This is a genomic window from Streptomyces sp. NPDC007905, from assembly GCF_042959345.1.
Classification (GTDB): domain Bacteria; phylum Actinomycetota; class Actinomycetes; order Streptomycetales; family Streptomycetaceae; genus Streptomyces.
Map to the genome: position 1 here is coordinate 428,513 of NZ_JBIBKS010000003.1, position 24,634 is coordinate 453,146.

17 protein-coding genes and 4 pseudogenes are annotated in these 24,634 nt (G+C 70.7%); 5 read left to right on the top strand and 16 right to left on the bottom strand.

The window, feature by feature from the left end:
* Positions 1-280 precede the first annotated feature (280 nt).
* On the top strand, positions 281-511 hold the full coding sequence (locus tag ACFZDC_RS08310) for a hypothetical protein (protein ID WP_391321406.1): 231 nt from the start codon (positions 281-283) through the stop codon (positions 509-511).
* A gap of 99 nt (positions 512-610) precedes the next feature.
* Here the strand turns inward: ACFZDC_RS08310 and ACFZDC_RS08315 are convergent, their stop codons facing one another.
* The 7 genes and pseudogenes from ACFZDC_RS08315 to ACFZDC_RS08345 all read right to left on the bottom strand — a co-directional run bounded on the left by ACFZDC_RS08315 (position 611) and on the right by ACFZDC_RS08345 (position 10,170).
* Entirely contained in the window at positions 611-1,471 is an 861-nt protein-coding gene (locus ACFZDC_RS08315; RefSeq protein ID WP_391321408.1) for a trypsin-like serine protease, read from the bottom strand.
* A gap of 121 nt (positions 1,472-1,592) precedes the next feature.
* A complete protein-coding gene (locus ACFZDC_RS08320; protein ID WP_391321410.1) occupies positions 1,593-3,134 on the bottom strand; it encodes an RNA polymerase sigma factor in 1,542 nt (513 codons plus the stop codon).
* 435 nt (positions 3,135-3,569) lie between these two features.
* The gene (locus tag ACFZDC_RS08325; protein WP_391321412.1) at positions 3,570-4,457 is read right to left on the bottom strand and encodes an FCD domain-containing protein; all 888 of its coding nucleotides are present in this window, start codon (positions 4,455-4,457) and stop codon (positions 3,570-3,572) included.
* A gap of 162 nt (positions 4,458-4,619) precedes the next feature.
* Entirely contained in the window at positions 4,620-6,932 is a 2,313-nt protein-coding gene (locus ACFZDC_RS08330) for an ATP-binding cassette domain-containing protein (RefSeq protein ID WP_391321414.1), read from the bottom strand.
* A 160-nt stretch (positions 6,933-7,092) separates the two neighbouring features.
* Positions 7,093-7,851, bottom strand: a complete 759-nt coding sequence (locus ACFZDC_RS08335) for an NUDIX domain-containing protein (protein WP_391321416.1) — start codon at positions 7,849-7,851, stop codon at positions 7,093-7,095.
* Positions 7,852-7,979: 128 nt separating this feature from the next.
* Positions 7,980-8,354 (bottom strand): annotated as a pseudogene (locus ACFZDC_RS08340) (glycogen debranching protein); the annotation flags it as partial.
* Positions 8,355-8,616: 262 nt separating this feature from the next.
* Positions 8,617-10,170, bottom strand: coding sequence for a DUF4192 family protein (locus ACFZDC_RS08345; RefSeq protein WP_391321417.1), 1,554 nt, complete (start codon positions 10,168-10,170; stop codon positions 8,617-8,619).
* Between the two features lie 174 nt (positions 10,171-10,344).
* On the opposite strand from ACFZDC_RS08345, the gene ACFZDC_RS08350 reads away from it, so the two are divergent.
* Both ACFZDC_RS08350 and ACFZDC_RS08355 read left to right on the top strand, forming a co-directional pair.
* Positions 10,345-12,510, top strand: coding sequence for a RecQ family ATP-dependent DNA helicase (locus ACFZDC_RS08350; RefSeq protein ID WP_391321419.1), 2,166 nt, complete (start codon positions 10,345-10,347; stop codon positions 12,508-12,510).
* Between the two features lie 285 nt (positions 12,511-12,795).
* The gene (locus ACFZDC_RS08355; RefSeq protein WP_391321421.1) at positions 12,796-13,416 is read left to right on the top strand and encodes a hypothetical protein; all 621 of its coding nucleotides are present in this window, start codon (positions 12,796-12,798) and stop codon (positions 13,414-13,416) included.
* Positions 13,417-13,848: 432 nt separating this feature from the next.
* Here ACFZDC_RS08355 and ACFZDC_RS08360 read toward each other — a convergent pair whose 3' ends face one another.
* The 3 genes and pseudogenes from ACFZDC_RS08360 to ACFZDC_RS08370 form a co-directional block, all read right to left on the bottom strand.
* Positions 13,849-14,481, bottom strand: a complete 633-nt coding sequence (locus ACFZDC_RS08360; protein WP_391321423.1) for a hypothetical protein — start codon at positions 14,479-14,481, stop codon at positions 13,849-13,851.
* Between the two features lie 68 nt (positions 14,482-14,549).
* Positions 14,550-15,251, bottom strand: coding sequence for a ribonuclease HII (locus ACFZDC_RS08365; RefSeq protein WP_391321425.1), 702 nt, complete (start codon positions 15,249-15,251; stop codon positions 14,550-14,552).
* Between the two features lie 81 nt (positions 15,252-15,332).
* A pseudogene (locus ACFZDC_RS08370) lies at positions 15,333-15,961 on the bottom strand (TetR/AcrR family transcriptional regulator).
* Between the two features lie 56 nt (positions 15,962-16,017).
* Between ACFZDC_RS08370 and ACFZDC_RS08375 the strand changes: the two are divergent.
* Positions 16,018-17,438: pseudogene (locus ACFZDC_RS08375) on the top strand (MFS transporter); the annotation flags it as partial.
* A gap of 373 nt (positions 17,439-17,811) precedes the next feature.
* Here the strand turns inward: ACFZDC_RS08375 and ACFZDC_RS08380 are convergent.
* From ACFZDC_RS08380 to ACFZDC_RS08390, 3 genes are all read right to left on the bottom strand, one after another.
* On the bottom strand, positions 17,812-18,717 hold the full coding sequence (locus tag ACFZDC_RS08380) for an ADP-ribosylglycohydrolase family protein (protein ID WP_391321426.1): 906 nt from the start codon (positions 18,715-18,717) through the stop codon (positions 17,812-17,814).
* A complete protein-coding gene (locus ACFZDC_RS08385; RefSeq protein ID WP_391321428.1) occupies positions 18,707-19,390 on the bottom strand; it encodes a histidine phosphatase family protein in 684 nt (227 codons plus the stop codon). The genes ACFZDC_RS08380 and ACFZDC_RS08385 overlap by 11 nt, the downstream gene beginning before the upstream one ends.
* A gap of 155 nt (positions 19,391-19,545) precedes the next feature.
* Positions 19,546-20,151 carry a DUF4937 domain-containing protein gene (locus ACFZDC_RS08390; protein WP_391321430.1) on the bottom strand — a complete coding sequence of 202 codons (606 nt, stop codon included), beginning with the start codon at positions 20,149-20,151 and terminating at the stop codon, positions 19,546-19,548.
* Between the two features lie 153 nt (positions 20,152-20,304).
* Between ACFZDC_RS08390 and ACFZDC_RS08395 the strand changes: the two genes are divergently transcribed.
* Complete coding sequence (locus ACFZDC_RS08395) at positions 20,305-20,838, top strand: TerD family protein (RefSeq protein ID WP_391321432.1); 534 nt, start codon at positions 20,305-20,307, stop codon at positions 20,836-20,838.
* A 3-nt stretch (positions 20,839-20,841) separates the two neighbouring features.
* On the opposite strand, the gene ACFZDC_RS08400 is transcribed toward ACFZDC_RS08395, so the two are convergent.
* The 3 genes and pseudogenes from ACFZDC_RS08400 to ACFZDC_RS08410 form a co-directional block, all read right to left on the bottom strand.
* Positions 20,842-21,261, bottom strand: coding sequence for a DUF2785 domain-containing protein (locus ACFZDC_RS08400; protein WP_391321434.1), 420 nt, complete (start codon positions 21,259-21,261; stop codon positions 20,842-20,844).
* 64 nt (positions 21,262-21,325) lie between these two features.
* A pseudogene (locus tag ACFZDC_RS08405) lies at positions 21,326-21,439 on the bottom strand (hypothetical protein); the annotation flags it as partial.
* Positions 21,440-21,680: 241 nt separating this feature from the next.
* Positions 21,681-24,572 carry a vitamin B12-dependent ribonucleotide reductase gene (locus ACFZDC_RS08410; RefSeq protein WP_391321436.1) on the bottom strand — a complete coding sequence of 964 codons (2,892 nt, stop codon included), beginning with the start codon at positions 24,570-24,572 and terminating at the stop codon, positions 21,681-21,683.
* Positions 24,573-24,634: the final 62 nt, after the last annotated feature.

Here is a 24,634-nt window from a genome sequence, read left to right on the forward strand (position 1 = left end):
TGGAGTGAAGTACATATCACGTTCCCTTGGGGGCATGAACCATTTAGGCTCCGGGCACGTCCTCATGAACAACCGGCAACCCAGCCGGGAGGATCTGACATCGAAGACCGCGCGAACCCGTAAGCACACCAGACACGCAATACGGCACATTCGCCGCCAACCGGCAGCAGACAGCCGCCCCGAAAGATTTTTTCGAGGAAAAGCCACGAGCGGGAACGTTTTCGGGCTGGTTGGATGTTGACCCTGGTACGACAGCTCGTCGAGCTAGAGAAGAGGCGACGTGACTACTGTTCTGACCCCCGCGAGCCCGTTGACGGCCGCCGATCGCTGCGACCGCTGTGGCGCCCAGGCATACCTGCGCGTCGTCCTGCTCAGCGGCGGAGAACTGCTCTTCTGCGCCCACCACGGTCGCAAGTTCGAGCCGGAACTCAAGAAGATCGCCGCTGAAATACAGGACGAGACGGAGCGGCTTACGTCCGTTCCCGGCACCACTGCGGAAGAAGAGCGCTGAATCTCGCACACCCGACGAGCCAGCCCCGGCACAGGCCGGTGAACGGGCGGCCGCTCCCGAAAGAGGAGCGGCCGCCCGTGCTCATGCCCCCAGGCAGCCTCAGGGGCCTCCGGAAGGCCTCTGCGGGCCCGCTGGAGCCGCTCCCAGGGTGCGCAGGACGTCGGACACGCGCGTGTAGACGCCGGGGCTGCCCGGCCGCCCACAGCCGCTGCCCCAGGACACGAGTCCGATCAGCCGGCCTGAGGCCACCAGAGGGCCTCCGCTGTCGCCCTGGCAGGCGTCCGGTCCGCCCGTGACCTCTCCGGCGCAGAGCATGGAGTCGGCCCGGTAGGCGCCCTCCGGGCCGCCCGGATAGGCGCGGGCACAGAGATCGTCGGCCAGCACGCGTACATGTGCGGCGTGGAGCTGGTGCGCGTAGGCACCACCGCCGGTCGTGTCGCCCCACCCTGCGACCAGGGCCGGGGTACCTGCCGTGTACGCCGGGTCATCCGCCGGTGCCATGGCCACGACGGCACTCTGCGGCAGCGGCTTGGCGAGCGTGAGCACGCCGAAGTCGCCGGAGTTGGCCGCGGCGTCGTACCGCGGATTGACGCGGGCGTCCCGTACGGCGATCTCCTCACCCGCGCTGGAGAGCAGGTCGGTACGACCCGCTATGACCTTGAGGTCGCTCACACGGTTCGGAGGCGCCCCCAGGACCTCCTCGCCCAGACAGTGGGCCGCGGTGAGCACGGTGGTCCGGGTGACCGCCACGCCGCCGCAGAACTGCCCCGCTCGCGTACCGCCGAACCGGTCACGGCTGGACAGGGCCACGGTCCACGGGGCCTGGGAGACGTCGATCGGAAAACCTCCGACGACCACGCTGTCGGCGGCCACCGGGGCCGCTCCGACCAGGGGTATGGCGGTCATCGTGGCCGCCAGGGCGAGCGGCCGGATCAGTGCCCGGCCAACGGTACGGCGCATGCATGCTCCTCACTCCGAGGTGGTACTGGGACACCCAGAGTCATCCACGGCGCGGCTGCGCGCAGCACGAAGGCCCGGCTCCCGCGAGGGGAACCGGGCCTTCGTCGTTCTGGACCGGGACCTAGTCGAGGTAGTCGCGCAGCACCTGCGAACGCGACGGGTGGCGCAGCTTCGACATGGTCTTGGACTCGATCTGGCGGATGCGCTCACGCGTCACGCCGTAGACCTTGCCGATCTCGTCGAGGGTCTTCGGCTGACCGTCGGTGAGACCGAACCGCATGGAGACGACGCCGGCCTCGCGCTCGGACAGGGTGTCCAGAACGGAGTGCAGCTGCTCCTGCAGAAGCGTGAAGCTGACGGCGTCGGCGGGGACGACGGCCTCGGAGTCCTCGATGAGGTCACCGAACTCGCTGTCGCCGTCCTCACCCAGCGGGGTGTGCAGCGAGATGGGTTCGCGGCCGTACTTCTGGACCTCGATGACCTTCTCCGGGGTCATGTCGAGTTCCTTGGCCAGCTCCTCCGGGGTGGGCTCGCGGCCCAGGTCCTGGAGCATCTGGCGCTGCACGCGCGCGAGCTTGTTGATGACCTCGACCATGTGCACCGGGATACGGATGGTGCGGGCCTGGTCGGCCATGGCGCGGGTGATCGCCTGACGGATCCACCAGGTCGCGTACGTGGAGAACTTGTAGCCCTTGGTGTAGTCGAACTTCTCGACCGCGCGGATCAGACCGAGGTTGCCCTCCTGGATGAGGTCCAGGAAGAGCATGCCGCGGCCTGTGTAGCGCTTGGCCAGGGAGACCACCAGACGGAGGTTGGCCTCCAGGAGGTGGTTCTTGGCGCGCCGGCCGTCCTCGGCGATGATCTCCAGCTCACGCTTCAGCTTCGGGGCGAGCTTGTCGGAGTTCGCCAGCTTGTCCTCGGCGAACAGACCGGCCTCGATGCGCTTGGCGAGCTCGACCTCCTGCTCGGCGTTGAGCAGAGGGACCTTGCCGATCTGCTTGAGGTAGTCCTTGACCGGGTCGGCGGTGGCACCGGCTGCGGCGACCTGCTGGGCCGGAGCGTCGTCCTCGTCCTCGTCGGACAGGACGAACCCCGCGCTCTCGGCAACCTCGGGCTCGTCGGCGACCTTGGTCTCCTCGAGGACCTCTTCCTCGGGGATCTCGGCGTCGTCCTTCTTGGCCGTGGTCTTCTTGGCGGCCGCCTTCTTGGCGACGGTCTTCTTCGCGGCCGCCTTCTTGGCGGTCGTCTTCTTGGCTGCCGCCTTCTTGGCGGGCGTGGGTTCCTCGGCGGGATCGTCGGTGGCCGGGGCGGCGGGCACGACCGGAGCATCCGTGGTGGCGGTGGCCTTCCTGGTGGTCACCGTCTTCGCCGCGACCGTCTTGGTGGCGGTGCGCTTCGCCGGGCTCTTCGCTGCGACGCTCTTTCGGGTGCGCTTGGGCTCTGCTGCACTGACCATCAGCGTCACACCCTCTTCCTCAAGGATCTGGTTGAGGCTGCGCAGTACGTTCTTCCACTGAGTGGCCGGAATCTGGTCAGCTTCGAAGGCCCGACGCACATCGTCGCCGGCGATCTGCCCCTCAGCCTTTCCCCGCTCAATGAGCGCCATGACAGAGACGGACTCGGCGATCTCCGGCGGGAGCGTACGGGATGTGCTGGCCGACACGAACAACCTCTCGGAACGTTGGAAAACGACTTCCGGCCCCGTCCACAGCGGACAGGAGCCGACCACCGGCCTGGAGACGGGCCGACGGAGCGGGCGGGGGCCGGGAAGATGCACAGCGCCTGTTATGGCGTCCGTATTCCCTCCGCGGCTGTCACCTCTTAGGTCATCGCGCTGCTCCCACGAGCGTTACGCCCAATCTGCGTGGCCCGAGTCACACCCCATAAGCGGTCGAAAGCGGTCAGACATGGGCATAAGAGATCACTGATGGCTCGACCGCGGCTGCTTCGCCGACCATGACGCCCCGCCGCGCCGCCGGGCCCCGCCGGACTCCCAAGGATCCGACGGGGCCCGGCGACGGCCGGTTCCCGGGGCCGGCGCCGCCACGAGAACCACGAGAACGCGGCACACTGGCGACCGCACCGCCTTAGGTACGGGTCAGTGCTCGCGCGGTGCAGGAACCACGCGCTCCACCTCGGGATGGGTGGTGAGAAGCTGACGCATGGCCGCCTCCGCCGCAGTGCCGTCACCGGTGCCGAGCGCGTCCACGATCCGCGCGTGCAGCGCGATGGAGGCCTCGTTCGGCCGGTCACAGGCCGTTACCGGCCCGCCGGAGACCTGGAGGGCTGCCGAGACGATCCCGGAGAGGTGCTCCAGCATGCGGTTGCCCGCGATCTGGATCAGCATCGTGTGGAGCTCGGTGTCGGCGCGCGAGAAGGTCAGCGCGTCGCCCTGCGCCATGGCGTGACTCATGATCTCGACCATGTCGGACAGACGCTGCTGCACCTCCTCGCGTCCGTGCCCGGCGGCGAGGCGGGCGGCGAGCGGCTCGATCGTCCAGCGCAGCTCGCTGAGCTCGCGGCGCTGGTCGTCGCGCTGCGGCCCGAAGGCCCGCCATTCGATGATGTCCGGATCCAGGAGGTTCCAGTCGCTGACGGGACGCACGCGCGTGCCGACGTTCGGGCGGGCGCTGACGAGGCCCTTGGCCTCCAGGACGCGGAGGGACTCACGGACGACGGTACGGGAGACCTCGAAGCGCTGGCCGATCTCCTCGGGCACCAGCGGGCGGTCGGCCCCCAGGTCGCCGGAGACGATCATCTGACCCAGCTGTTGTACGAGTTGGCCGTGCAGGCCGCGCCCGCGGCTGCCCGCGGCACGCCGGCCCACGCGGCCCAGCTCGGGCTCCGCCCCGTCCCAGACGGGCGCTCCGAGGCGGTCGGTCGCCGGGGCGTCGGCGTAGGGGTAGCGGTCGAGTTCGCCCGGGCCGACCAGACCTGAGTCTGCGGAGCGGGCGGCGGTCATCATGGTGTGCGCAAGGGTACTCACGGATCCTTTGTCGGCGTCGCCTCCAACTCCCTTGAGGTCTTTGGTGAAAAGCACACGAAAGGGTGATCGCTCACCGCATCGCAATTGACGCCTTATCGAAAAGAAACGGGCGTTCCCCGGGGAGTTGTGTGCACGGCTGGACCGGAAGCGTACGGAAGGTCGTCATCGAGCCCTGGCACGGAGCGCGGTGACCAGGTAGGCGCACAGCAGCGCGGTCAGCGACAACGTCAGTGCCCCCCCTTCGGGTTGGGCGACGACCCGGGCCGTGGCGAGCAGGTACCGCTCCCCTCCGAAAGGCCACTGCAGCAGGAACACCTCCCGCATCCGCACCGGCAAGCCGGCCGCCATCCGCACGCTGGGGCCCGCCAGAGCCTTGTGCACCAGGGGAACCACGAGGACGGGTACGGTGAGAACCGCGGCGAGGCCCGCCGTGGTGGACCGGAAGACGCCGGCCGCGAGGACACCGGCCCACGCACAGCCGATCACCAGCCCGACCCAACTCGCGGCCAGGGAAAGCCAGTCCGAGGGAACTTGTGTCAGCTCCCGTCCGTAGACGAGATAGAGCACTTCGGCGTCACAGCCCACGGTGAGGACGGCCAGCATCAGGGCGGTGGCTCCGGAGACGAGGAGTTTCGCGGTGAGCAGCCCCAGTCGGCGGGGCACGGTCCCGCGGTCCGCCGCCAGCGCGGGGTGGCGGAACTCGTCTCCGAAGGCCAGCGCACCGAGCAGTCCCGCAGCGAGCGCCGCGGGCGGCAGCGGCAGTTCCCGCGGCCACGCGGCGAGCAGCCTCGCCTGTGGCGTGTGCCCGAGCCGCGCCAGGACCACGGCGGTGAGCGCGGACAGTACCAGCACGGCCCCGCAGGTGAGGGAGCCGGTGCCGACTCCAGCGGCGCGCCGGAGTTCGTAGCGCAGGGGGCGCAGGGGGCTGGAGGCGGGGCGGACGGAGATGGGGGGCGGGAGGGGGGACAGAGTGTCGAGGTCAGGGGCCGCCTCGGCACGCGCGCGTGAGGGCTTCCCGGCCTGGGGTTGGCGCTTGGCGGATTTCCGGGCACCCGGATTCCGTGCACCCGGGACAGTCGCGCCGGGAGCAGTCGTACCGGCCGCAGGCGTGCTGACGGTGCCGCCGCCCGGGTCCGCGGAGGCCTCCGAGAGGTCGCCCTCCGGCGCCGCGCCTGCGGAACGGGGGTCACCGGCGGTCGCAGGCGCGCCGGACGGAACGACCTCGGCATCACGGCCCGCTCCGTCCGCGGCGCCGGCCGACGTACGGTCGACTCCTGTTCCCCCGGCCGGACTGCCGTTGACGATCTTCGCACGGCCCGGCATGGAGTCGTGGCCGTGGACTCCCCCGACCGAAGGCCGCCCGCCGTCGGCGTCTGTCCCCGCCTCCGGCGCCGAGACCCCGGACACCGCCGGCTTCTGGTCCCCGGACGGGAGACCGGGCACCGTCTGCGCACGCCGCGCGGCCCACCCTTCCGTCGAAGAGCCGGACGCGGCTCGCACCCGCCCCTGTGGCGAGCGCTCCGTTACGGCCTGTTCCCGCCCGGCAGTCACGGCCTCGTCGACCGTGCTCACCTCGTTTCGGGGCCCCGCTTCCGCGCTGCCCCCCAAGTCCCCCACCTCATCGGCGAGTTGGTGGATGAGAATGCCGTGCCGGAAGGCCGTCTCGCCGACGTCGGCGGTCGTACTGCCGTACACGGAAAGGCGATTGCCGCCCTCCCGTACGACCTCGACGGAACGCTGCGCGGTGCGGGCCTCCTTGGTGAGCAGGGCCGCCAGGCGGGCCGCGTGGGGGCTTCGGACGGCCACGCGCGGACGCAGCCGGGTCCGCGCGAACTTCCTGGCCTCCAGGTCGGCGACGAGTCTGCCGCCGTCGAGGGTGACGACCCGGTCGGCCGTGCGCGCGGCCTCCTTGGAGTCGGCCGTCGTGAACAGCACCGTGCCGCCCTGAGCCGCGTGTGCGCGCAGCATGCCGTGCAGCCAGCGCGCCTCGCGGGCCGAGAGACCGTTGGTGGGGTCGTCCAGCACGAGCGTGTGCGGGTCGGGGAGGAGGGCGCAGGCCAGTCCGAGTCTGCGGTCCATGCCGCGTGACAGGGTGCCGAGGCGTTCCCCGCGGAGGCTGACGAGGCCGACCACTTCGAGGACCTCGTCGGCCCGCCGGACGGGAACTCCCGTCGCCGCGCACAGCATGCGCAGATGCCCGCGGACCGAGCGGGCCGGGTGGCCGGGTACGTCACCGAGGAGCACGCCGACTTCCCGGGACGGGTGGGCGATCCGGTGCAGGGGCCGGCCCCTGAAGTAGGTGATGCCGCGGCCCTGTTGCAGTTCGAGCATCAGCCTGAGCGCCGTCGTCTTGCCGGCGCCCGCAGGTCCGAGGAGCGCGGTGACCCGACCGGCGTGTGCCTCGAAGGAGACGTCGTCGACGGCGGGCGGGTGCGCCTTGCGGGGGTTGCTGGTCAGTCCGAAGGCCTGGATCACCTACAGCAAGATAGCGCGCGGTGTCCGGTTTTTCGGGTATCACCTGATCTGTTCTTGGGTGGCGCGCAAGTCGAAGGGGACCTTCATCCGCCATTCGAGGGACCGGACCTCGGTACACCAGGCGCAGTCCCGTTCTCCCCGCAGCCGATCGGCGCAGGCGTCAGACCTCGGGACGGAGCATCGGAGGGTTGAGCAGGGTGGCGCCACCGGCTCGGAAGAGCTGGGCCGGCCGGCCGCCCTGGCGGGTGGTCGTACCGCCCGTCGGAACCAGGAATCCCGGCGTCCCGGTCACCTTGCGGTGGAAGTTGCGTGGATCGAGGGCCACGCCCCACACCGCTTCGTACACCCGGCGCAGCTCTCCGACGGTGAACTCCGGAGGGCAGAACGCGGTGGCCAGCGACGAGTACTCGATCTTGGAACGGGCCCGCTCCACGCCGTCGGCGAGGATCTGGGCGTGGTCGAAGGCGAGCGGTGCCACGGGTTCGCCGTCGCGGCCGTAGCCGCCCTGGTGCAGCAGTTCCTCGACCGGTGCCCAGCGCGCGTTGCTCGCGTCGCCGCCGGCCCGGGGCGCGGGCAGGTCCGGGGCGAGGGCGAGGTGCGCGACGCTGACGACCCGCATCCGGGGGTCCCGCTTCGGGTCGCCGTAGGTGGCGAGCTGTTCCAGGTGGGCGCCGTTGTCCTGGGCCGGAACCGACGGGTCGTGCGCACGCAGCCCGGTCTCCTCGGCCAGCTCACGCGCTGCCGCCTGGGTCAGATCCTCATCAGCCCGTACGAAGCCACCGGGCAGCGCCCAACGCCCCTGGAACGGCGGCTCGCCCCTGCGTACCGCCAGCGCGCACAAGGCATGGCGGCGCACGGTCAGCACGACCAGGTCCACGGTGACGGCGAAGGGCGGAAAGGCTGACGGGTCGTAGGGCATGCGGCGATCATAGTCGTCTGCCTGACGATAAACACTCCCTTCGTCGGCCGCACAGGTGGCGGATCCGCTTCATTCCGGTATGGAGGGCAGCGTGGGCTTCCTTTCGTCCCCAGTGGCATCGTTCGAGGTCACACTCCCAGTCGCAGGTCTTCCGCCGCCTCCTCGACCATGGCGAGTCCGAGCCGGCTGACCCGCACGGCGAAGGGAGCTCCCGCGACACGCAGCCCGGTCAGGCCGATCTCCCCGAGGGGGGCGCTCCGCACCGGGCGCAAGGTGACGGTCCGGGCGGGTGCGTCGGGGCGGATGCCTGCGAGCGCGGTGATTAGCAGGACCGCGGCGGCAGCGGCGGTCGCGGCCGGACGGCAGGCCGCCGGGTGCGGGAGGGGAGCGCTCCCGGCAGAGCGCCGCTCCCCCGCGAACATCTCGGGCAGCCGATGCCCGAAGTACTCCGCTGCGTCCAGCAGCCCCGTGAGCAGACCGCCCGCCTCCTTCTCGTGGCCGGCGGGCGGGGCGCTCCCCCGGCGGAGCCCACTCCGGTCGGACGGTGGCTTCAGGCGGCTCGGGCGGCAGACGCGGCTGAGGGCGCCCCGAACGGCGTCGGTACTGCGGTGCCATGCGCATGGGACGAGGATCGCCCGCCGTTGACGCGGCGCGGCCGCCCTCGTCCTTCCCTGCGTCCTTTCGTGCCCGTTCATGACACATTCCAGCGTGCTCTGGGCAGCCACCCGCACGTCCTGGTGTCGGGCGTCGTCGCTCGCTCGGCGTTCACCCGTCCCCCTCGGGCTCCCGCTGACTCGCCGCCGTGGCGCCACGGGTGGGGCCGTCATCGGCACGCGTGCGCACACCGCCCGGCCTCGCGCCGCCCGGACGGGTCGGCCCGGTGGCCGGAGGTTGAGGGTGGGAGCCGGCCGGCCGCCGCCGTGCGGTTCCCCCTCGAGGTGGCCGGGGACCGTCGTCGCCGCCCTCCCCGGCCCGCGTTCGGCGACGGCGCCGAGGGCCACCGGTCCCCGCAGCCCGCTCGGCATCCCGGCCGTCCGTCCGGGCGGCTGCTGCGGGGTCTGTGACGACCGTGTCCGAAGGTGTGCAGGGGGCAGTTTCGGCTTCCAAGGCCGCCTGCTCCACGCTCTCCGTCTGCACATGCCCCGCGCGTTCCGTGCGCAGGCAGCGGCGGATCGACTCGGGGTCGAGCCCTTCGTTGCAGGCCTGGTGCAGGAGGCGGGCGAAGAGGTAGTCGGGGTCCGCGCCCAGCGCCATCGCGAGGGCCTCCCGTGCCTCCAGCTCGTCGCCGGTGGACCAGGCGACCCAGCCCGCCAGGGTCAGCGGGGCGGCGGCGTGCTCGCCGTACGGCCCGACGCAGCGGCGGGCCAGCGCGCGCCAGAGCCTCAGGGCCGCACCGGCGTCCTCACCCTCCATCCTCGCTGCCGCCCGGTCGCGGGTCGTGCGGTCCTGGAGCCCGAGGATCAGGGTCGCCGCCTCGTCGTGGCCGAGCAGTTCGTCGTCGCGAAGGTCGGACGGGTGCGCACCGGGCACCGGCGGTGCCGCGGCGAACCTGCGGATGATCCGCTCGGCCAGGCCGAGGGTCTCCTCAGCCACACCCTGGCGGGCCGCGTCGTCCAGGATGCGGGGCACCAGGGCCATGCCGGCCGCGTCCAGGGCGACCTCCTGCTCGAGGGCCGCACTGGTCTCCCAGGGCTGCAGCCTGGCCCGCAACTCACGGAGCGTGCCTCGCACCTGGATCCCCGCGTAGGTGGCCGCGGCGGCCAGCACCGACGTGCCCGGCAGGCCCATCGGTGTTCCGTCGTCGGGGCAGCAGCCCTGGATCGGGCAGCAGTAGGACCAGAAACGGCCGTCCGAGATGCACAGGGCCTCGATCACCGGCACGTCGAGGGTGCCGCACTCCGTGCGCAGCAGACCGATGAGCGGTTCGAGCCGGAGCATGACGTCCCGGCCCGTCTCGCCCCGGCCGGGTTCCTGGCAGACATAGGCGACCATCTGCTCGGGCCGGGCGCCGCGTCGCTCGCTGCCGGTCACCAGCCCCTGGGCCAGCTGTCGTACGGCCGCCTCCCAGTCCTCCGTGCCCAGGGGGATGCCCAGCCGGGCCCGCCCGCCGAACCGGCCGCGGCCTTCCCGGTCGTGCAGGGCGACCAGCACGATGCTGTCCTCGGGTCGGTAGCCGAGCAGGTAGGGCAGGGCGTCGGCCAGCTCGGCCGGGGTCCGCAGAGTGACCTGGGGGTCGTGCGCGGACCGCTCGTCCAGTGGCCCTCGGCCCATGAAATCGCCGTTTTCGAGGGGTCCGGTCGTTTCGCCGTGATTCGTCATGCCCAGACGATCTCGCGGAGCTTGAGATTCCGCTTGAGCCTGTGGATAACTCGAATCAGGGACACGACAAGACCGGGAGCCGTCGTCGGGTTTCCCCCACAGCGGCACCGCCGCGGGCGTTCCGCTCCAGCCACGCCCGCCCGATTGTCAGTCCCGTCCTGTTGTATGGGACGCATGGAGCACACGAGCAACGCGGATCTCCGGGCGCAGGCGGACGCCGTCCTCGCCCGGCTCGTCGGGGACGCCACGGGCGCGGCCCGGCTGCGCGAGGATCAGTGGCGGGCGATCGAGGCGCTGGTCGCCGACCGGCGCCGGGCCCTGGTCGTGCAGCGAACGGGGTGGGGCAAGTCCGCGGTGTACTTCGTGGCGACCTCGCTGCTGCGGGCCAGAGGCAGCGGACCCACGGTGATCGTCTCGCCGCTGCTCGCGCTCATGCGCAATCAGGTGGACGCCGCGGCCCGCGCCGGCATCCACGCCCGGACCATCAACTCCGCCAACACGGAGGACTGGGAGGCCGTCCAGAGCGAGATCGCGGCCGGAGAGGTCGACGTGCTGCTCGTCAGCCCGGAGCGCCTGAACAACCCCGACTTCCGCGACCAGGTCCTGCCCAAGCTCTCCGCGGCGACCGGACTGCTCGTCGTGGACGAGGCCCACTGCATCTCCGACTGGGGCCACGACTTCCGCCCGGACTACCGCCGGCTGCGCACCATGCTCGGCGACCTCCCGCCCGGAGTCCCGGTGCTGGCGACCACCGCCACGGCCAACGCGCGCGTGACCACCGACGTCGCCGAGCAGCTCGGCACCGGCGGTGCCTCGGACGCCCTGGTGCTGCGCGGCCCGCTGGACCGGGAGAGCCTGAGCCTCGGCGTGCTGCGGCTGCCCGACGCCGCGCACCGGATGGCCTGGCTCGCCGACCATCTCGACGACCTGCCGGGCTCCGGCATCGTCTACACCCTCACCGTGGCCGCCGCCGAGGAGGTCACCGCCTTCCTCCGGCAGCGCGGGCACGCCGTCGCCTCGTACACGGGCAAGACGGAGAACGCCGACCGGCAGCAGGCCGAGGACGATCTGCTCGCCAACCGGGTCAAGGCCCTGATCGCCACCTCCGCGCTCGGTATGGGCTTCGACAAGCCGGACCTGGGCTTCGTCGTGCACCTCGGTTCGCCGTCCTCGCCCATCGCGTACTACCAGCAGGTCGGCCGCGCAGGCCGTGGCGTCGAGCACGCCGAGGTACTGCTGCTGCCCGGCAAGGAGGACGAGGCGATCTGGGAGTACTTCGCCTCGCTCGCCTTCCCCTCCGAGGACCTGGTGCGCCGCACCCTGGACGTCCTCGCCCGGGCGGACCGCCCGCTGTCGCTGCCGGCGCTGGAGCCCCTGGTGGAGCTGCGTCGCTCCCGGCTGGAGACGATGCTGAAGGTCCTGGACGTGGACGGAGCGGTCAAGCGCGTCAAGGGCGGCTGGATCGCGACCGGACAGCCATGGTCGTACGACGCCGAGCGGTACGCCTGGGTGGCCCGCCAGCGCAAGGCCGAGCAACAGGCGATGCGCGAGTACGCGTCCGCCACGGACTGCCGGATGGAGTTCCTCCAGCACCAGTTGGACGACGACGGTGCCAAGCCCTGCGGCCGCTGCGACAACTGTGCGGGGCCGCGCTTCACCGCCGACACGACCACGGCGGCACTGGACGCCGCCCGTGTCGACCTGGGCCGTGCCGGGGTCGAGGTGGAGCCCCGCCGCATGTGGCCGACCGGCCTCCCGACGATCGGCATCGACCTCAAGGGACGCATTCCGGTCGGCGAACTGGCCTCCCCCGGGCGGGCTCTGGGCCGGTTGTCGGACATCGGCTGGGGCAACCGGCTGCGGCCCCTTGTCGCGCCCCAGGCTCCGGACGCGCCCGTACCGGACGACGTGGCGCGAGCCGTGGTGGACGTGCTCGCCGACTGGGCCAAGGGTCCCGGCGGCTGGGCCTCCACAGTGGCCGATCCCCAGCCAAGGCCCGTGGGTGTAGTCACCGTCGCCTCGCGCACCCGGCCGACGCTGATCCACTCCCTGGGCGCCCGTATCGCCGAGATTGGCCGACTGCCGCTGCTCGGCTCGCTGGAGTACGCCGGTGACGCGCCACGGGTGCCGCGGAGCAACAGCGCCCAGCGTCTCAAGGCCCTCGACGGCGCGTTGACGGTGCCGCCCGCCCTCACCTCGGCGCTCGCCGAGGCCCGCGGGCCGATCCTGCTCGTGGACGACTTCACGGAGACGGGATGGACGCTCGCGGTCGCCGCGCGCCTGCTCAGACGGGCCGGCGCCGACGCGGTGCTGCCCCTGGTGCTGGCCGTGCAGGGCTGACCGTCCACTGCGCGCGGTGCGCGGGCGCCGGCCAGGGCGCATGAACGTGCCGTGGCCGAACGCCCAGGGGTCATCGGCGGCCCTTGTGGGTAGGGATATAAGCCACGCACCACCAGATAGCAGTCGGTGGCCCCAATTGCTCGTTGCCGCATCCAAGTTCGACAGGAAGAATTGAAGTCCGCTCCCCGCACGGTTCGTCCGTGATCCGGTTGGGCTTTGCTGCGGTGCGCGCTCCCCCGAATCCGACCTCGCCCGCAGTGTGGGCGCGTAGCCGAAGGGAGGAACGTGACCTTCGGATTCGCCTCGTCCTCGGCGGCCTCGTTGTCGACGCCCGCGTCCGCCGCTTCCGCCAGTCGCCTGCTCGAGCCCGCGGAGTGGGCAACCGCCGGAATCCCCCTGCTGCGCAACCCCCGTGAGGTCGTCAGCGGGCTGCACGCCCGCCATCGCCCCGAGCCGTCGATGGCGGTCGTGGCCGTCCTGGATCCCGACGAACGGCTGTGCGCCAGCGCCTCGTTCACAAAGCGTCCGGTGCCGGCCGACGGCTGGATGTTCCGCAACACGCTGCTCGCCCAGCTGCGCCGGGTCATTCCGCACGACCTGCGTCGCCGCACCCCGGTGCGCACCGCCGTGCTGCTCTACTGCCGCGAGGGCGACGCGCGTTGGACCGAGGAGGACGGCGCCTGGATGTGGGGGCTGCGCGACGCCTGCACCCTGCACGGGCTGCGCTGCGGGGCCTACATCACGCTGACCGGGGACGGCTGGCACGTGCTCGGCGAGGGGCGCGGCGGGCGCCGGCCGAACGCCCACTCGGAGCCGGAACCCTTCGCCCTGTCGGAAGGCCCGTCCCTCGCTCCCCGCAGCGGCGGCCCGGTCTCCGAGGTCCTGCGCCGGGCAGCCGCTCGCTGAGGGCTCGGCTCAGGGGTTTCGGGGACGACCCCGGCACGATCTGCGCGGTGAACCTGTGCCACCGGCCGGGACGCTTGTGCGGGAAGTCCCCGGATGCGGCGCCGCGTACCAGTCACGCGACACCAGCGCTCGCACGCGGCACGCAACGGCCGGTACGACACCCGGACACGGGCCTTCGTGCGCGGCCCCGCCCGGCGCGGCTCACCGCCCACGCAGACGGCCGCGGGCACGCTCCGGGCTTACGGCACTGATGACGCCACTTGAACTCGTGCTCCGCAGGACGCCGTCCGCCAGGCTCCCGACGCCTGCCAGACGGCCGTTCCACAAGGAGGAACGGCCACTGCCAGCCATCCGGGCATACCGAAAGCCGCACGGTGCGGCTGCCCTCGGCGCCTCCCCTTCGTCACCTCGACGTCGGGAGCGGAACGTGACTCAGACGCCCGCGCCCAGCACCGAGTTGATCTGCTGCGGGTCGCCGCAGACGATCAGCAGCGCACCGGCCCGGGAGTGAGCCAGCGAGAGTGCGGTGGCGGCAGCGGCGGCAGGGCCTCCGTTGACGGCCACGACAACCACGGGGCGCGACGCGGCACGAGAGGCGACGGCGGCGTCCGCATAGAAGACGTCGTCACCGGTGTCATGCTGCGCCCAGTAGGAGGCTTCGCCGAAGGAGAGCTCGTGCTCGGCCCACGGGTGCTGGGCACCGGTGGTGATCACCAGCACCTCTCCGGGGGCACGGCCCGAGTCCAGGAGCAGATCCACCGACTCCTCGGCGGCATCGAGGGCACCCTCGGCCGAGGCCGGGATCAGCTGGATCTGCGGGGTCGCCGCCGTGGCGGCGGGAGCGGCCGGGCCCGACGGGCCTGGCTTGGACGGAGCCACGTCACGCGGCATGCGCTGCACCGGCGGCGTGGGCCGCAGGGGGCCGGGACGACCGGGGCGGGACGGAGCCGCGGGACGGGGGCCGGGTACGGGGCGGGGGGTCGGCGCGGTACGGCCACTGGCCGGCGTGGCGCGGGGACCCTGGGCACTCTCGTGAATCTGAGGCTCCTCGGGAATGAGAGGCATGAGCTGATATTTATCAAACGTTGGCGCGGTACGGATGACCGGGTGGCACATCAGTGCGAGCGGAACCGTCAGAAATCGAAGCCGAGCTGCCCCTCGATTTCCGGAACGCTTCCGTCCACCCAGCTGCGGACCTTCTTGAGGTGCCGCCACTGGGGCAGCGCATCAAGATACGCCCACGACAAGCGGTGGTACGGGGTGGGCCCCCGCTCCGCCAGTGCGGCCTTGTGCACGGGTGACGGATACCCGGCGTTGTCCGCAAATCCGAAGTCTGCATGGTCGAGACCCAGTTCGGCCATCATTTTGTCGCGCTGAACCTTGGCGATCACCGACGCCGCCGCAACGGCCACGCACGACTGGTCACCCTTGATCACCGTGCGCACCTTCCACGGGGCACCGAGGTAGTCGTGCTTCCCGTCGAGGATCACGGCGTCGGGGCGCACCGGCAGGGCGTCCAAGGCACGGACGGCGGCGAGCCGCAGCGCGGCGGTCATCCCCCGGTCGTCGATCTCCTCGGGGGAAGCATGCCCCAGGGCATAGGCGGTCACCCACGACCGCAGTATGTCGGCCAGTTCCGTACGGCGCTTGATGGTCAGCAGCTTGGAGTCGGTCAGACCCATGGGCGGCCGGCGAAGCCCGGTGATCGCCGCGCAGACGGTGACGGGTCCGGCCCAGGCGCCCCGCCCCACCTCGTCGACACCGGCAATGACCTTCGCTCCGGTCGTGGCGCGCAAGGAGCGCTCGACGGTGTGGGTGGGCGGTTCGTACGGCATGGCGCCCTTAGGGTACGCCGCCGGGATCCTCGAGCGACACCCCGGTTCCCCGGACAGCGCCGAGGTCACCGGCGGACGGGATCAGGCGCCGTGCGGCCGCAGCAGCGGAAGCATCAGATGGTCAACCATCTCCTCGAGATCGCGATCACTCCATTCGCTGCCGCGCATCTTCGATCAGTACGTCATCATTGCTGGAATGGCGTCGCAGACGTAGCCGTTGGCCGTGTCGGACCACACCTCTCCTCGTCGTATTCCACGGGTGATGACCTCCCGCAGCAGCTTGATGGTCGGCTCCACGACATCCTCGAAGATCACGCCATGGAAGCGCTCCACCTGGGCCAGATCGCATTCGTGAATCACGGCACGCAACGCGAAACCCGGGCGCGAGTACACGGCGTCCCGTGCGCGACGACACAGGGCCCGCAGGTCCTCGCGGACACTGCCGAGGTCGGGCACCCCATCGATGCGGGGCAGCCCGGCCTCGAGCGCGTCGGCGACCAGGTCCTCTTTGGGGGGCCGGCGACGGTAGACCGCGGCCTTACCGGTCTGACCGCCGGCCGCGACACCCTCCATCGTCAGGCCGTTCCAGCCGACCGTGCCGAGCTGCTCCAGAGCGGCGTCCAGGATCGCGCGCTCGAACACCGCACCGTACCGCGCCGACGAGGGGAAGCCGTCCGAGCAGGGGCGGCCGTCCGGCGCGAGGTAACCATCTGTGTTTCTCCAGCTTGCAAGGGGAAGCGGGGGTTCCGGGGCGAGGGTGCGCCACAACGCGCTCAAGTTCAGCACCACAGACCTCACTTGGCCGGTCAGCGCCTACACACTCACCATCGGCGGTCTGCTGCTCCTCACCTTCGGCGGTCTGCTGCTCCTAGGCGCGCGGGCCGGTGACATCCTCGGCCGACGCCGGGTGTTCATCACCGGCATCCTGCTGTTCACCTTCGCCTCGCTGCTGGGCGGCCGCGCCCAGGAACCCTGGCAGCTGCTGGCCGCACGCGCCCTGCAGGGCGTGGGCGGAGCGATCGCATCGCCCACATCGCTCGCGTTGATCACCACCACCTTCCCCGAAGGTCCCGAACGCAACCGGGTGTTCGGCGTGTTCGCCGCCGTGTCGGCGGGCGGCGGTGCCATCGGGCTGCTCGCGGGCGGCATGCTGACCGACTGGCTCGACTGGCGGTGGGTGCTGCTCGTCAACGTGCCCATCGGTCTGCTGATCGCCTCGCTCACGCCGCTGTACATCAGCGAGTCCGAGCGGCACCCGGGTCGGTTCGACATCGCGGGTGCGCTGACGTCGACGGCGGGCACGGCCTCGCTGGTGTACGGGTTCATCCGTGCCTCGGAGGACGGCTGGCGGGACGGGCTCACCCTCGGCTCGTTGGGCGCGGCCGTGGTGCTTTTGCCGGCCTTCGTCTTCACCGAACTGCGGGCGAAGGAACCGATCATCCCGCTCAGGATGTTCGCCGACCGCAACCGCTCGGGTACGTTCGTGATCATGCTTTCCTGGCAGCGGCGATGTTCGGCATGTTCTTCTACATCGTGCTGTTCGTCCAGAACGTGCTCGGCTGCAGCCCCATCAAGGCCGGCTTGGCCTTCCTCCCGGTGACGGTCGTGATCGCGGTCGGCGGGGGGGTGTCGCAGCGGTTCCTGCCCACGCTCGGCCCCAAGCCGTTCATGATGGCCGGTTCGACGCTCGTGGCGACCGGGCTGGTCTGGCAGACCTTCATCAGCCCCGACAGCTCCTACGTCGGCGGAGCGCTGGGCCCGATGCTGGTGTTCGGCATCGGCATGGGCCTGAACTTCGTGACGGCCACCGTCACGGCAGTCGCCGGGGTCGCCCAGCACGAGGCGGGTGCCGCCTCGGGGCTGCTCAACGCCACACAGCAGGTGGGCGGTTCGCTGAGCCTGTCCATTCTGACCACCGTGTTCGGCTCCGCGAGCACGGACGAGGCGAAGAAGCAGCTGCCGAGGTTCCTCGCGCGGGGTAGGCCGGAGCAGAAGGCGCAGTTCGCCAAGACGCACCAGCTGCCCGCGCCCTGGGGGCGCGATGTGCTCGCCCACGGCATCTCGGTCGCCTTCGTACCGGCCGCCGCGATGGCGGTACTCGCGTTCCTCACCGTCTGACTGGTGATCAAGATCCGTAAGAGCGACCTCGAAGCCCTCGCGGGCACGGCGGGCCCGGGGGTCGGCTGATCCGACCGGGGCGGCGAAGAGTCGCGGCCGGCCGGACCACTGCCGAAGGGCAGACGGCACACGCCCGGGGCCGGCCGGCCGCGCCGCCGTGACGAGCATGGCGACGACCACGGCCAAGGGGAGCAACGGCACGACCAACACGACCAGCACAGCGACAACGACCGACACCGCCCACACCCCCTGCACCCCTTGTCCGCGTCTGCCCGAACGAGCCCTGATGCGACTCGAGACGGACGACGGATACCCGGACAACGGGCGGCCGTCACACAGAGTTCCCGACGAGCACGGAGAGTTTCCCACCGAACCGCCACCGTGCTGCGGTGAATCCTCACCACAGCTCAGGCCCCACGCCGGACCTGGGCCGAGGAGACCCTCAGTGGCCTGTGGGCACCCAGTCCGGCAGCGCCTCGGTCCGCTCCACCCAGTCCGCGGGCGGCTGCCCCGCCTTGCCGGACGCGAGCACACCTCCCACGATCGCGCAGTTCGTGTCCACGTCCCCGCCGGCCTGCGCGGTCGTCCAGAACGCCGTGTCGAAATCGGCGAGGGAGCGCGCGGCCGACCACAGAGCGAAGGGGACGGTGTCGTGGGCGCTCGTACGGCGTCCGCAGCCGAGGACGGCCGCGACCGTGCCCGCGTCGCCGTAGTCGAGCATGTCCCGGGCACGGCGCAGTCCGGCACCGACGGCGCTCTTCGGCACGAGGGCGATGACGCCGTCGAGCAGCGCCTCCGGACTGGGCGGACCGTCCGGCGCGGCGGCCAGCGCTGCGGCCGCGGCGACGGCCATCGCACCCACCACGGCCTCACGGTGCTGGTGCGTGGGGTACGCCGAGATCTCCGCCTGATGGGTGGCCTGCTCCGGATCGTCCGCGTACCAGGCGCCCAGGGGCGCGATGCGCATCGCCGCACCGTTGCCCCAGGAGCCCTGTCCGTTGAAGAGGCCCGCGGCCAGCTCGCGCCAGTCCTGCCCCTCCCGGACGAGGCGGAGCAACCGGTTGACCGCTGGGCCGTAACCCCGGTCGAAGTCGTGGTGCTCGGCGAAGGAGCGGGCCAGCGCGTCCTGGTCCAGGCGCTGGTGGGCGGCCAGGACGGCCACCACCGAGCAGGCCATCTCCGTGTCGTCCGTCCACTGCCAGGAGCCCGTGGGCAGCTCGCGGCGCTTGAGCAGGGGGTAGTTCACCGGAACGAAGAACTGCGAGCCCAGCGCGTCCCCCACCGCAAGTCCGCGCAGGCTGGCCAGGGCGCGGTCCAGGCGCCCGAGAGAAGAGGTGTCAGCGGTCATCGCCCTGCCACTCTATCCCGCTGACCCAGTGCGGCACCGGATCCCGCCAGCGCTCGAAGGGCCGGTCGAGGGTGTACTTGCCGTCCTCCCCGAGAACGAGCATCCGCATCTCGGCGTTCCCGGGGTTGGACAGCGACTCGAATTCCGAGACCGTCCAGTGGAACCAGCGCATGCAGAACAGCCGCATCGCGAGTCCGTGCGTCACCAGGAGCACGTTCGGCGGATGGTCCGGGGCCTCGAAGCTGCGGAACAGGCTCTCCAGGAAGCCGCCGACCCGGTCGTACACGTCGGCGCCGGACTCCCCCTGCGGGAACCGGAAAAAGAAGTGGCCGTAGGCGTCCCGGTACGCCTTCTGCAGGCGCACGTCGTCGCGGTCCTGCCAGTTCCCCCAGTCCTGCTCGCGCAGCCTGGGCTCCTCCCGTACGCGTATCAGGTCGGGGTCGAGGTGGAAGGCGCGCAGGGTCTCGTGCGTACGGCGGTATGGGGACACGTACACGCTCACGCGCTCCCGGCCGAAGACTTCCCGGAGTTTCTTTCCGGTCTCCTCGGCCTGCCGCCAGCCACGTTCGGTCAGCGCGAGAGCGTGGTCGGGCTCCCGCTCGTAGACGGAGTCATCAACATTGCCCGTTGACTCGCCGTGCCGGACAAGGACGATGCGCCGTGGTCGTGCCATGCCAAAACCCTAGTTCGATCGGGGGACGGTCGAGCACTCCGGCGGGCTCCATACGGCGTAGGTCACACGAATCCCGCACGGTGAAGCGCTCTCTGGCAGGAGATCCGAGCGTTGGGTTTTCCAACTGTCCTGGCCGCCCGGCGTCCGCGCCGCCCTCAGACCGTCCAGGAGGGCTCCAGTTCCACGATGTCACCCGAGAGAGCCGCGATGTCCGCCTCCGTCTGGGCGCGCAGGGCGAGGCGCTCCACCCGCTCGGTGCGGTACTTGCCGTGCTCGGCCGCCGCCCGCCACATGGACAGGACCAGGAACTCATGCTCGGGCGCCTCGGCGAACATGCCCCGGATCATGCCGGGCGAGCCGGCCATCGCGGGGTTCCAGACCTTTTCCTGCATGAGGGTGAAGTGCTCGACGCGGTCCTCGTGGACCCGGCAGAGGGCCACGCGGATCAGGTCCGTGTCGGTGAACCGCGGCTCGAAGCCGGTCTTCACGTCGAAGCGGTACTCGAACAGCTTGACCTGGGCGTCCTTGAACGTGCCGGACTGGGCGGCCGCCAGACGGTCGTGGGAACGGGCCATGAAGGAGTCGTAGAAGGCGCGGCTCTCCCAGAAGGCGAAGACGTGCGCCACCCCGGGCCGCTGCCGGCTCCAGCCTCCGCCCTGTCCCCGAAAACCCGGCTCCCCCGGAAGCCCCGCCCATTTCCGCTGCCCCCGCTCGAAGCCGCGGCGGTCCACCACGGTGCAGCGAATCCACTTGACCAGCACCGCGCCATCGTAAGGCCACCGGGCGTGGCGTCGGTCACGCTCCGGCGGAGATCGCCCGCGCATGCGCCCTCGCGCACGTGGCACGATGAAGCAAGGAGCCTTGACTCCAGGGGAGTTGGGGAAGAGAGATCTTCAGGGGGGAAGGGGAGCCCGGTGACTCGCTTCAGCAAGGGAATCCGCAAGGTCGAGGTCGCGCTCAAGTGGGACCCCAGTCCGACGGGTCAGCCGCCCACCGATCTCGACATCGTCGCCGCGACCTTCGTCTCGGGCGACCCGTACGGGTGGCCGGCCTATCTGGTGCACTTCGACAGCCGCTCGCCGGACGGCACGATCTTCCTCAACCGCGACAGCACGGACGGCAGGGGCTTCGGCTGGGACGAGGTCATGACGCTCGAACTCGACCGGCTCGACGGCAGGTACGCGCGCGTGGTGGTCGGAGTCGTCATCCAGCAGGGCCCCGGCGGCAAGACCTTCGTCAACGTGCTCAATCCGGCCATGCGCATCCGTGAGGGCTACGCCGTGCTCGCCGAGGACGACTTCGGCTCGGTCCTCGGCGCCACGGCGGCCACGATCGCGGAGTTCGTGCGGGACGAGTCCGGCGGGTGGACCTTCCATGCCGGTGTCCACGGCTTCGACGACGATCCGTCCACCTTCACCCGGGTCATGGGCAGGGCGCACCCGTCCTGACGCTCAGGCCGTGTAGGGGGCCACGATCGCGAGTGTCCGCGCCAGTTCCTCCAGGACGGCCTCGCGGTGTGTGAGGGAGCACGGAGGCTCGTCCGTGTTGCGCCTGCTCAGCCCACGGTGGGCCAGGACGTGGAGCATCCGCAGCGTGCGCATGGTGTTGGAGGCCCAGGCGGGCACCGCGCCGGGCTCGCCGGTCCGGAACGCCTCGGCGACCGGTGACAGCCAACGCACCGAGTCGGCCTCGCGGAGGTCCGGGTGGCTGAGGATCTGCGCGAGCGCGTAGGCGAGGCGGTCGTCCTCCTGGGCGTCGAAGAGGTGCTCGGTCGGCGCCAGCAGCCGGGCCGTGGCCAACTGGGCGCGTGGCTGGGGTGGCTGGCCGGAATGCCGCGCGAGCACCGCCAGGAGGTCCGCTCCATGGGCCACGGCGTGCCACCCAGCCCAGGACCGGGTCGTGGCCTCGCAGATCCATTACCGCGGGGTACCACTCCGCGAAGGCGTGCCACCACTGCGGCTGCCAGTCGCCGGCCTCCACGATCCGGGCGAGGACGAGCGGCGCGAAGCTGCGGGCCTGCACGGCCGGATCCTTCAGATGAAGGGTCATACGGTCACCGAGCCGACCGCGCTCGTCGGGGTGGAGCGCCGGTGTCCAGCGGAGGGCCGCGAGGTACGCGCCGTCGTCGCGCACCGCGGGGTCGGGTGAACGAAGATCGTCGGACAAGGCGTCGAGGGCCACCTCCCCGGTCCGCCTCCGAGAGGTCGCGGATGTCGGTGTCGTACCTGAACGTCATGGGTAAGGGGCGCCGGCAGTGGCCGGCGCCCCTTACTTCAGGTTCCGCGTGTCGTCAGCTGCAGCCGCTGGTCGAGCCGCAGCCCTCGCAGATGTAGCAGGAACCGGCCCGCTGCATCTTCGTACCGCAGGAGAAGCAGAGCGGGGCGTCGGCCTGGATGCCCAGTTGCATCTCCACCAGCTCGGCGCTGGTGTGCGCCTGCTTCGGGTCGGGCTTGGCCACCTCGGCCTCCGCCTTCGGGGTGGCGACGGCCTTCAGCTCCTGGGCGCGCGGCGCCGACTGGGCCAGGCCCTCGACGTCGACCTCGTCCTCGGACGGCTCGTAGGAACCGGTCTCCAGGTGGCGCTGGCGCTCCTCGGCGGAGTGGATACCGAGGGCGGACCGGGTCTCGAAGGGCAGGAAGTCCAGAGCCAGGCGGCGGAAGATGTAGTCGACGATCGACTGCGCCATCCGCACGTCCGGGTCGTCCGTCATGCCGGCCGGCTCGAAGCGCATGTTGGTGAACTTCGAGACGTACGTCTCCAGGGGCACGCCGTACTGGAGGCCGACGGAGACCGCGATGGAGAAGGCGTCCATCATGCCCGCGAGGGTCGAGCCCTGCTTGGACATCTTCAGGAAGACCTCGCCGAGGCCGTCGTCCGGGTAGGAGTTGGCGGTCATGTAGCCCTCGGCGCCGCCGACGGTGAAGGACGTGGTGATACCGGGACGGCCCTTCGGGAGGCGCTTGCGGACCGGACGGTACTCGACCACCTTCTCGACCGCGGTACGGATCGTGTCCTCGGCCTTCTCGGTGATCTCGGCCTTCTCGTCCTTCTTCTTGGCGGAGAGCGGCTGTCCGACCTTGCAGTTGTCGCGGTAGATGGCGAGCGCCTTGACGCCCAGCTTCCACGCCTCGTAGTAGATCTCCTCGACCTCCTCGACGGTCGCCGTCTCCGGCATGTTGACCGTCTTGGAGATGGCACCGGAGATCCAGGGCTGGATCGCGGCCATCATGCGGACGTGGCCCATCGGGGAGATGGCGCGCTCGCCCATGGCGCAGTCGAACACCTCGTAGTGCTCGTGCTTGAGGCCGGGGGCGTCGATCACGTTGCCGTTCTCGGCGATGTGGGCGACGATCGCCTCGATCTGCTCCTCCTGGTAGCCCAGGCGGCGCAGGGCCTGCGGGACGGTGCCGTTCACGATCTGCATCGAGCCGCCGCCGACCAGCTTCTTGAACTTCACCAGCGCGAGGTCGGGCTCGACACCGGTGGTGTCGCAGGACATCGCCAGGCCGATGGTGCCGGTCGGGGCGAGAACGGACGCCTGTGAGTTACGGAAACCGTTCTGCTCACCGAGGCGCAGCACGTCCTGCCAGGCCTCGGTGGCGGCCGCCCACACCGGGGTGTCCAGGTCGTCCATGCGGACGGCCGTGCCGTTGGCGTCGGAGTGCTGCTTCATGACGCGCTTGTGGCCGTCGGCGTTGCGGGCGTAACCGTCGTACGGGCCGACGACCGCGGCCAGCTCGGCGGAGCGGCGGTAGGCCGTACCCGTCATCAGGGAGGTGATGGCGCCGGCCAGGGCGCGGCCGCCGTTGGAGTCGTACGCGTGGCCGGTCGCCATCAGCAGGGCGCCGAGGTTGGCGTAGCCGATGCCGAGCTGACGGAACGCGCGCGTGTTCTCGCCGATCTTCTGGGTCGGGAAGTCCGCGAAGCAGATCGAGATGTCCATCGCGGTGATGACCAGCTCGACGACCTTCTGGAAGCGCTCGGTCTCGAAGGACTGGGTGCCCTTGCCGTCGTCCTTGAGGAACTTCATCAGGTTCAGCGAAGCCAGGTTGCAGGACGTGTTGTCCAGGTGCATGTACTCGCTGCACGGGTTCGACGCGGTGATCCGGCCGGACTCGGGGCAGGTGTGCCAGTTGTTGATGGTGTCGTCGTACTGGATGCCCGGGTCGGCGCAGGCCCACGCGGCCTCGGCGATCTTGCGGAAGAGCGTCTTGGCGTCGACCTCCTCGATGACCTCACCCGTCATGCGGGAGCGCAGCCCGAACTGTCCGCCCCCTTCGACCGCCTTCATGAACTCGTCGTTCACACGGACCGAGTTGTTGGCGTTCTGGTACTGGACGGAGGTGATGTCGTCGCCACCCAGGTCCATGTCGAAGCCCGCGTCGCGCAGGACGCGGATCTTCTCCTCTTCCTTGACCTTGGTCTCGATGAAGTCCTCGATGTCGGGGTGGTCGACGTCGAGCACGACCATCTTGGCGGCACGGCGGGTGGCACCACCGGACTTGATGGTGCCGGCGGAGGCGTCGGCGCCGCGCATGAAGGAGACCGGACCGGAGGCGTTGCCGCCGGAGGAGAGCAGCTCCTTGGAGGAGCGGATGCGGGAGAGGTTCAGGCCGGCACCGGAGCCGCCCTTGAAGATCATGCCCTCTTCCTTGTACCAGTCGAGGATCGACTCCATGGAGTCGTCGACGGACAGGATGAAACAGGCGGAGACCTGCTGGGGCTGCGGGGTACCGACGTTGAACCACACGGGGCTGTTGAAGCTGAAGATCTGGTGCAGGAGGGCGTACGCCAGCTCGTGCTCGAAGATCTCGGCGTCGGCGGGCGAGGCGAAGTACTTGTAGTCCTCCCCGGCCTTCCGGTACGTCTTCACGATGCGGTCGATCAGCTGCTTGAGGCTGACCTCGCGCTGCGGGGTGCCGACGGCACCGCGGAAGTACTTGCTGGTGACGATGTTGACCGCGTTCACCGACCAGGAGTCGGGGAACTCGACGCCACGCTGCTCGAAGTTGACCGAGCCGTCGCGCCAGTTGGTCATGACGACGTCACGGCGCTCCCAGGTCACCTCGTCGTACGGGTGCACGCCGGGGGTGGTGTGGATGCGCTCGATGCGCAGTCCCTTGCCGGCCTTGGCGCCCTTCGCTCGGGAACCTCGTGCCGGACCGCTCGCCGTCTCTGTCATGCCGCCTCCCTGTACGGGCAAAAACGCCCTGAAGTGCCACGATGTTCCCGTAGCACGGTGTT

What these genes read in the sequence shown, in the direction of transcription:
- ACFZDC_RS08360 (WP_391321423.1), bottom strand. Translation starts at nt 14,481, where the DNA reads ATGCCTCTCATTCCCGAGGAGCCTCAGATTCACGAGAGTGCCCAGGGT.
- ACFZDC_RS08380 (WP_391321426.1), bottom strand. Translation starts at nt 18,717, where the DNA reads ATGACCGCTGACACCTCTTCTCTCGGGCGCCTGGACCGCGCCCTGGCC.
- ACFZDC_RS08335 (WP_391321416.1), bottom strand. Translation starts at nt 7,851, where the DNA reads ATGCCCTACGACCCGTCAGCCTTTCCGCCCTTCGCCGTCACCGTGGAC.
- ACFZDC_RS08365 (WP_391321425.1), bottom strand. Translation starts at nt 15,251, where the DNA reads ATGCCGTACGAACCGCCCACCCACACCGTCGAGCGCTCCTTGCGCGCC.
- ACFZDC_RS08385 (WP_391321428.1), bottom strand. Translation starts at nt 19,390, where the DNA reads ATGGCACGACCACGGCGCATCGTCCTTGTCCGGCACGGCGAGTCAACG.
- ACFZDC_RS08410 (WP_391321436.1), bottom strand. Translation starts at nt 24,572, where the DNA reads ATGACAGAGACGGCGAGCGGTCCGGCACGAGGTTCCCGAGCGAAGGGC.
- ACFZDC_RS08345 (WP_391321417.1), bottom strand. Translation starts at nt 10,170, where the DNA reads ATGACGAATCACGGCGAAACGACCGGACCCCTCGAAAACGGCGATTTC.
- ACFZDC_RS08315 (WP_391321408.1), bottom strand. Translation starts at nt 1,471, where the DNA reads ATGCGCCGTACCGTTGGCCGGGCACTGATCCGGCCGCTCGCCCTGGCG.
- ACFZDC_RS08350 (WP_391321419.1), top strand. Translation starts at nt 10,345, where the DNA reads ATGGAGCACACGAGCAACGCGGATCTCCGGGCGCAGGCGGACGCCGTC.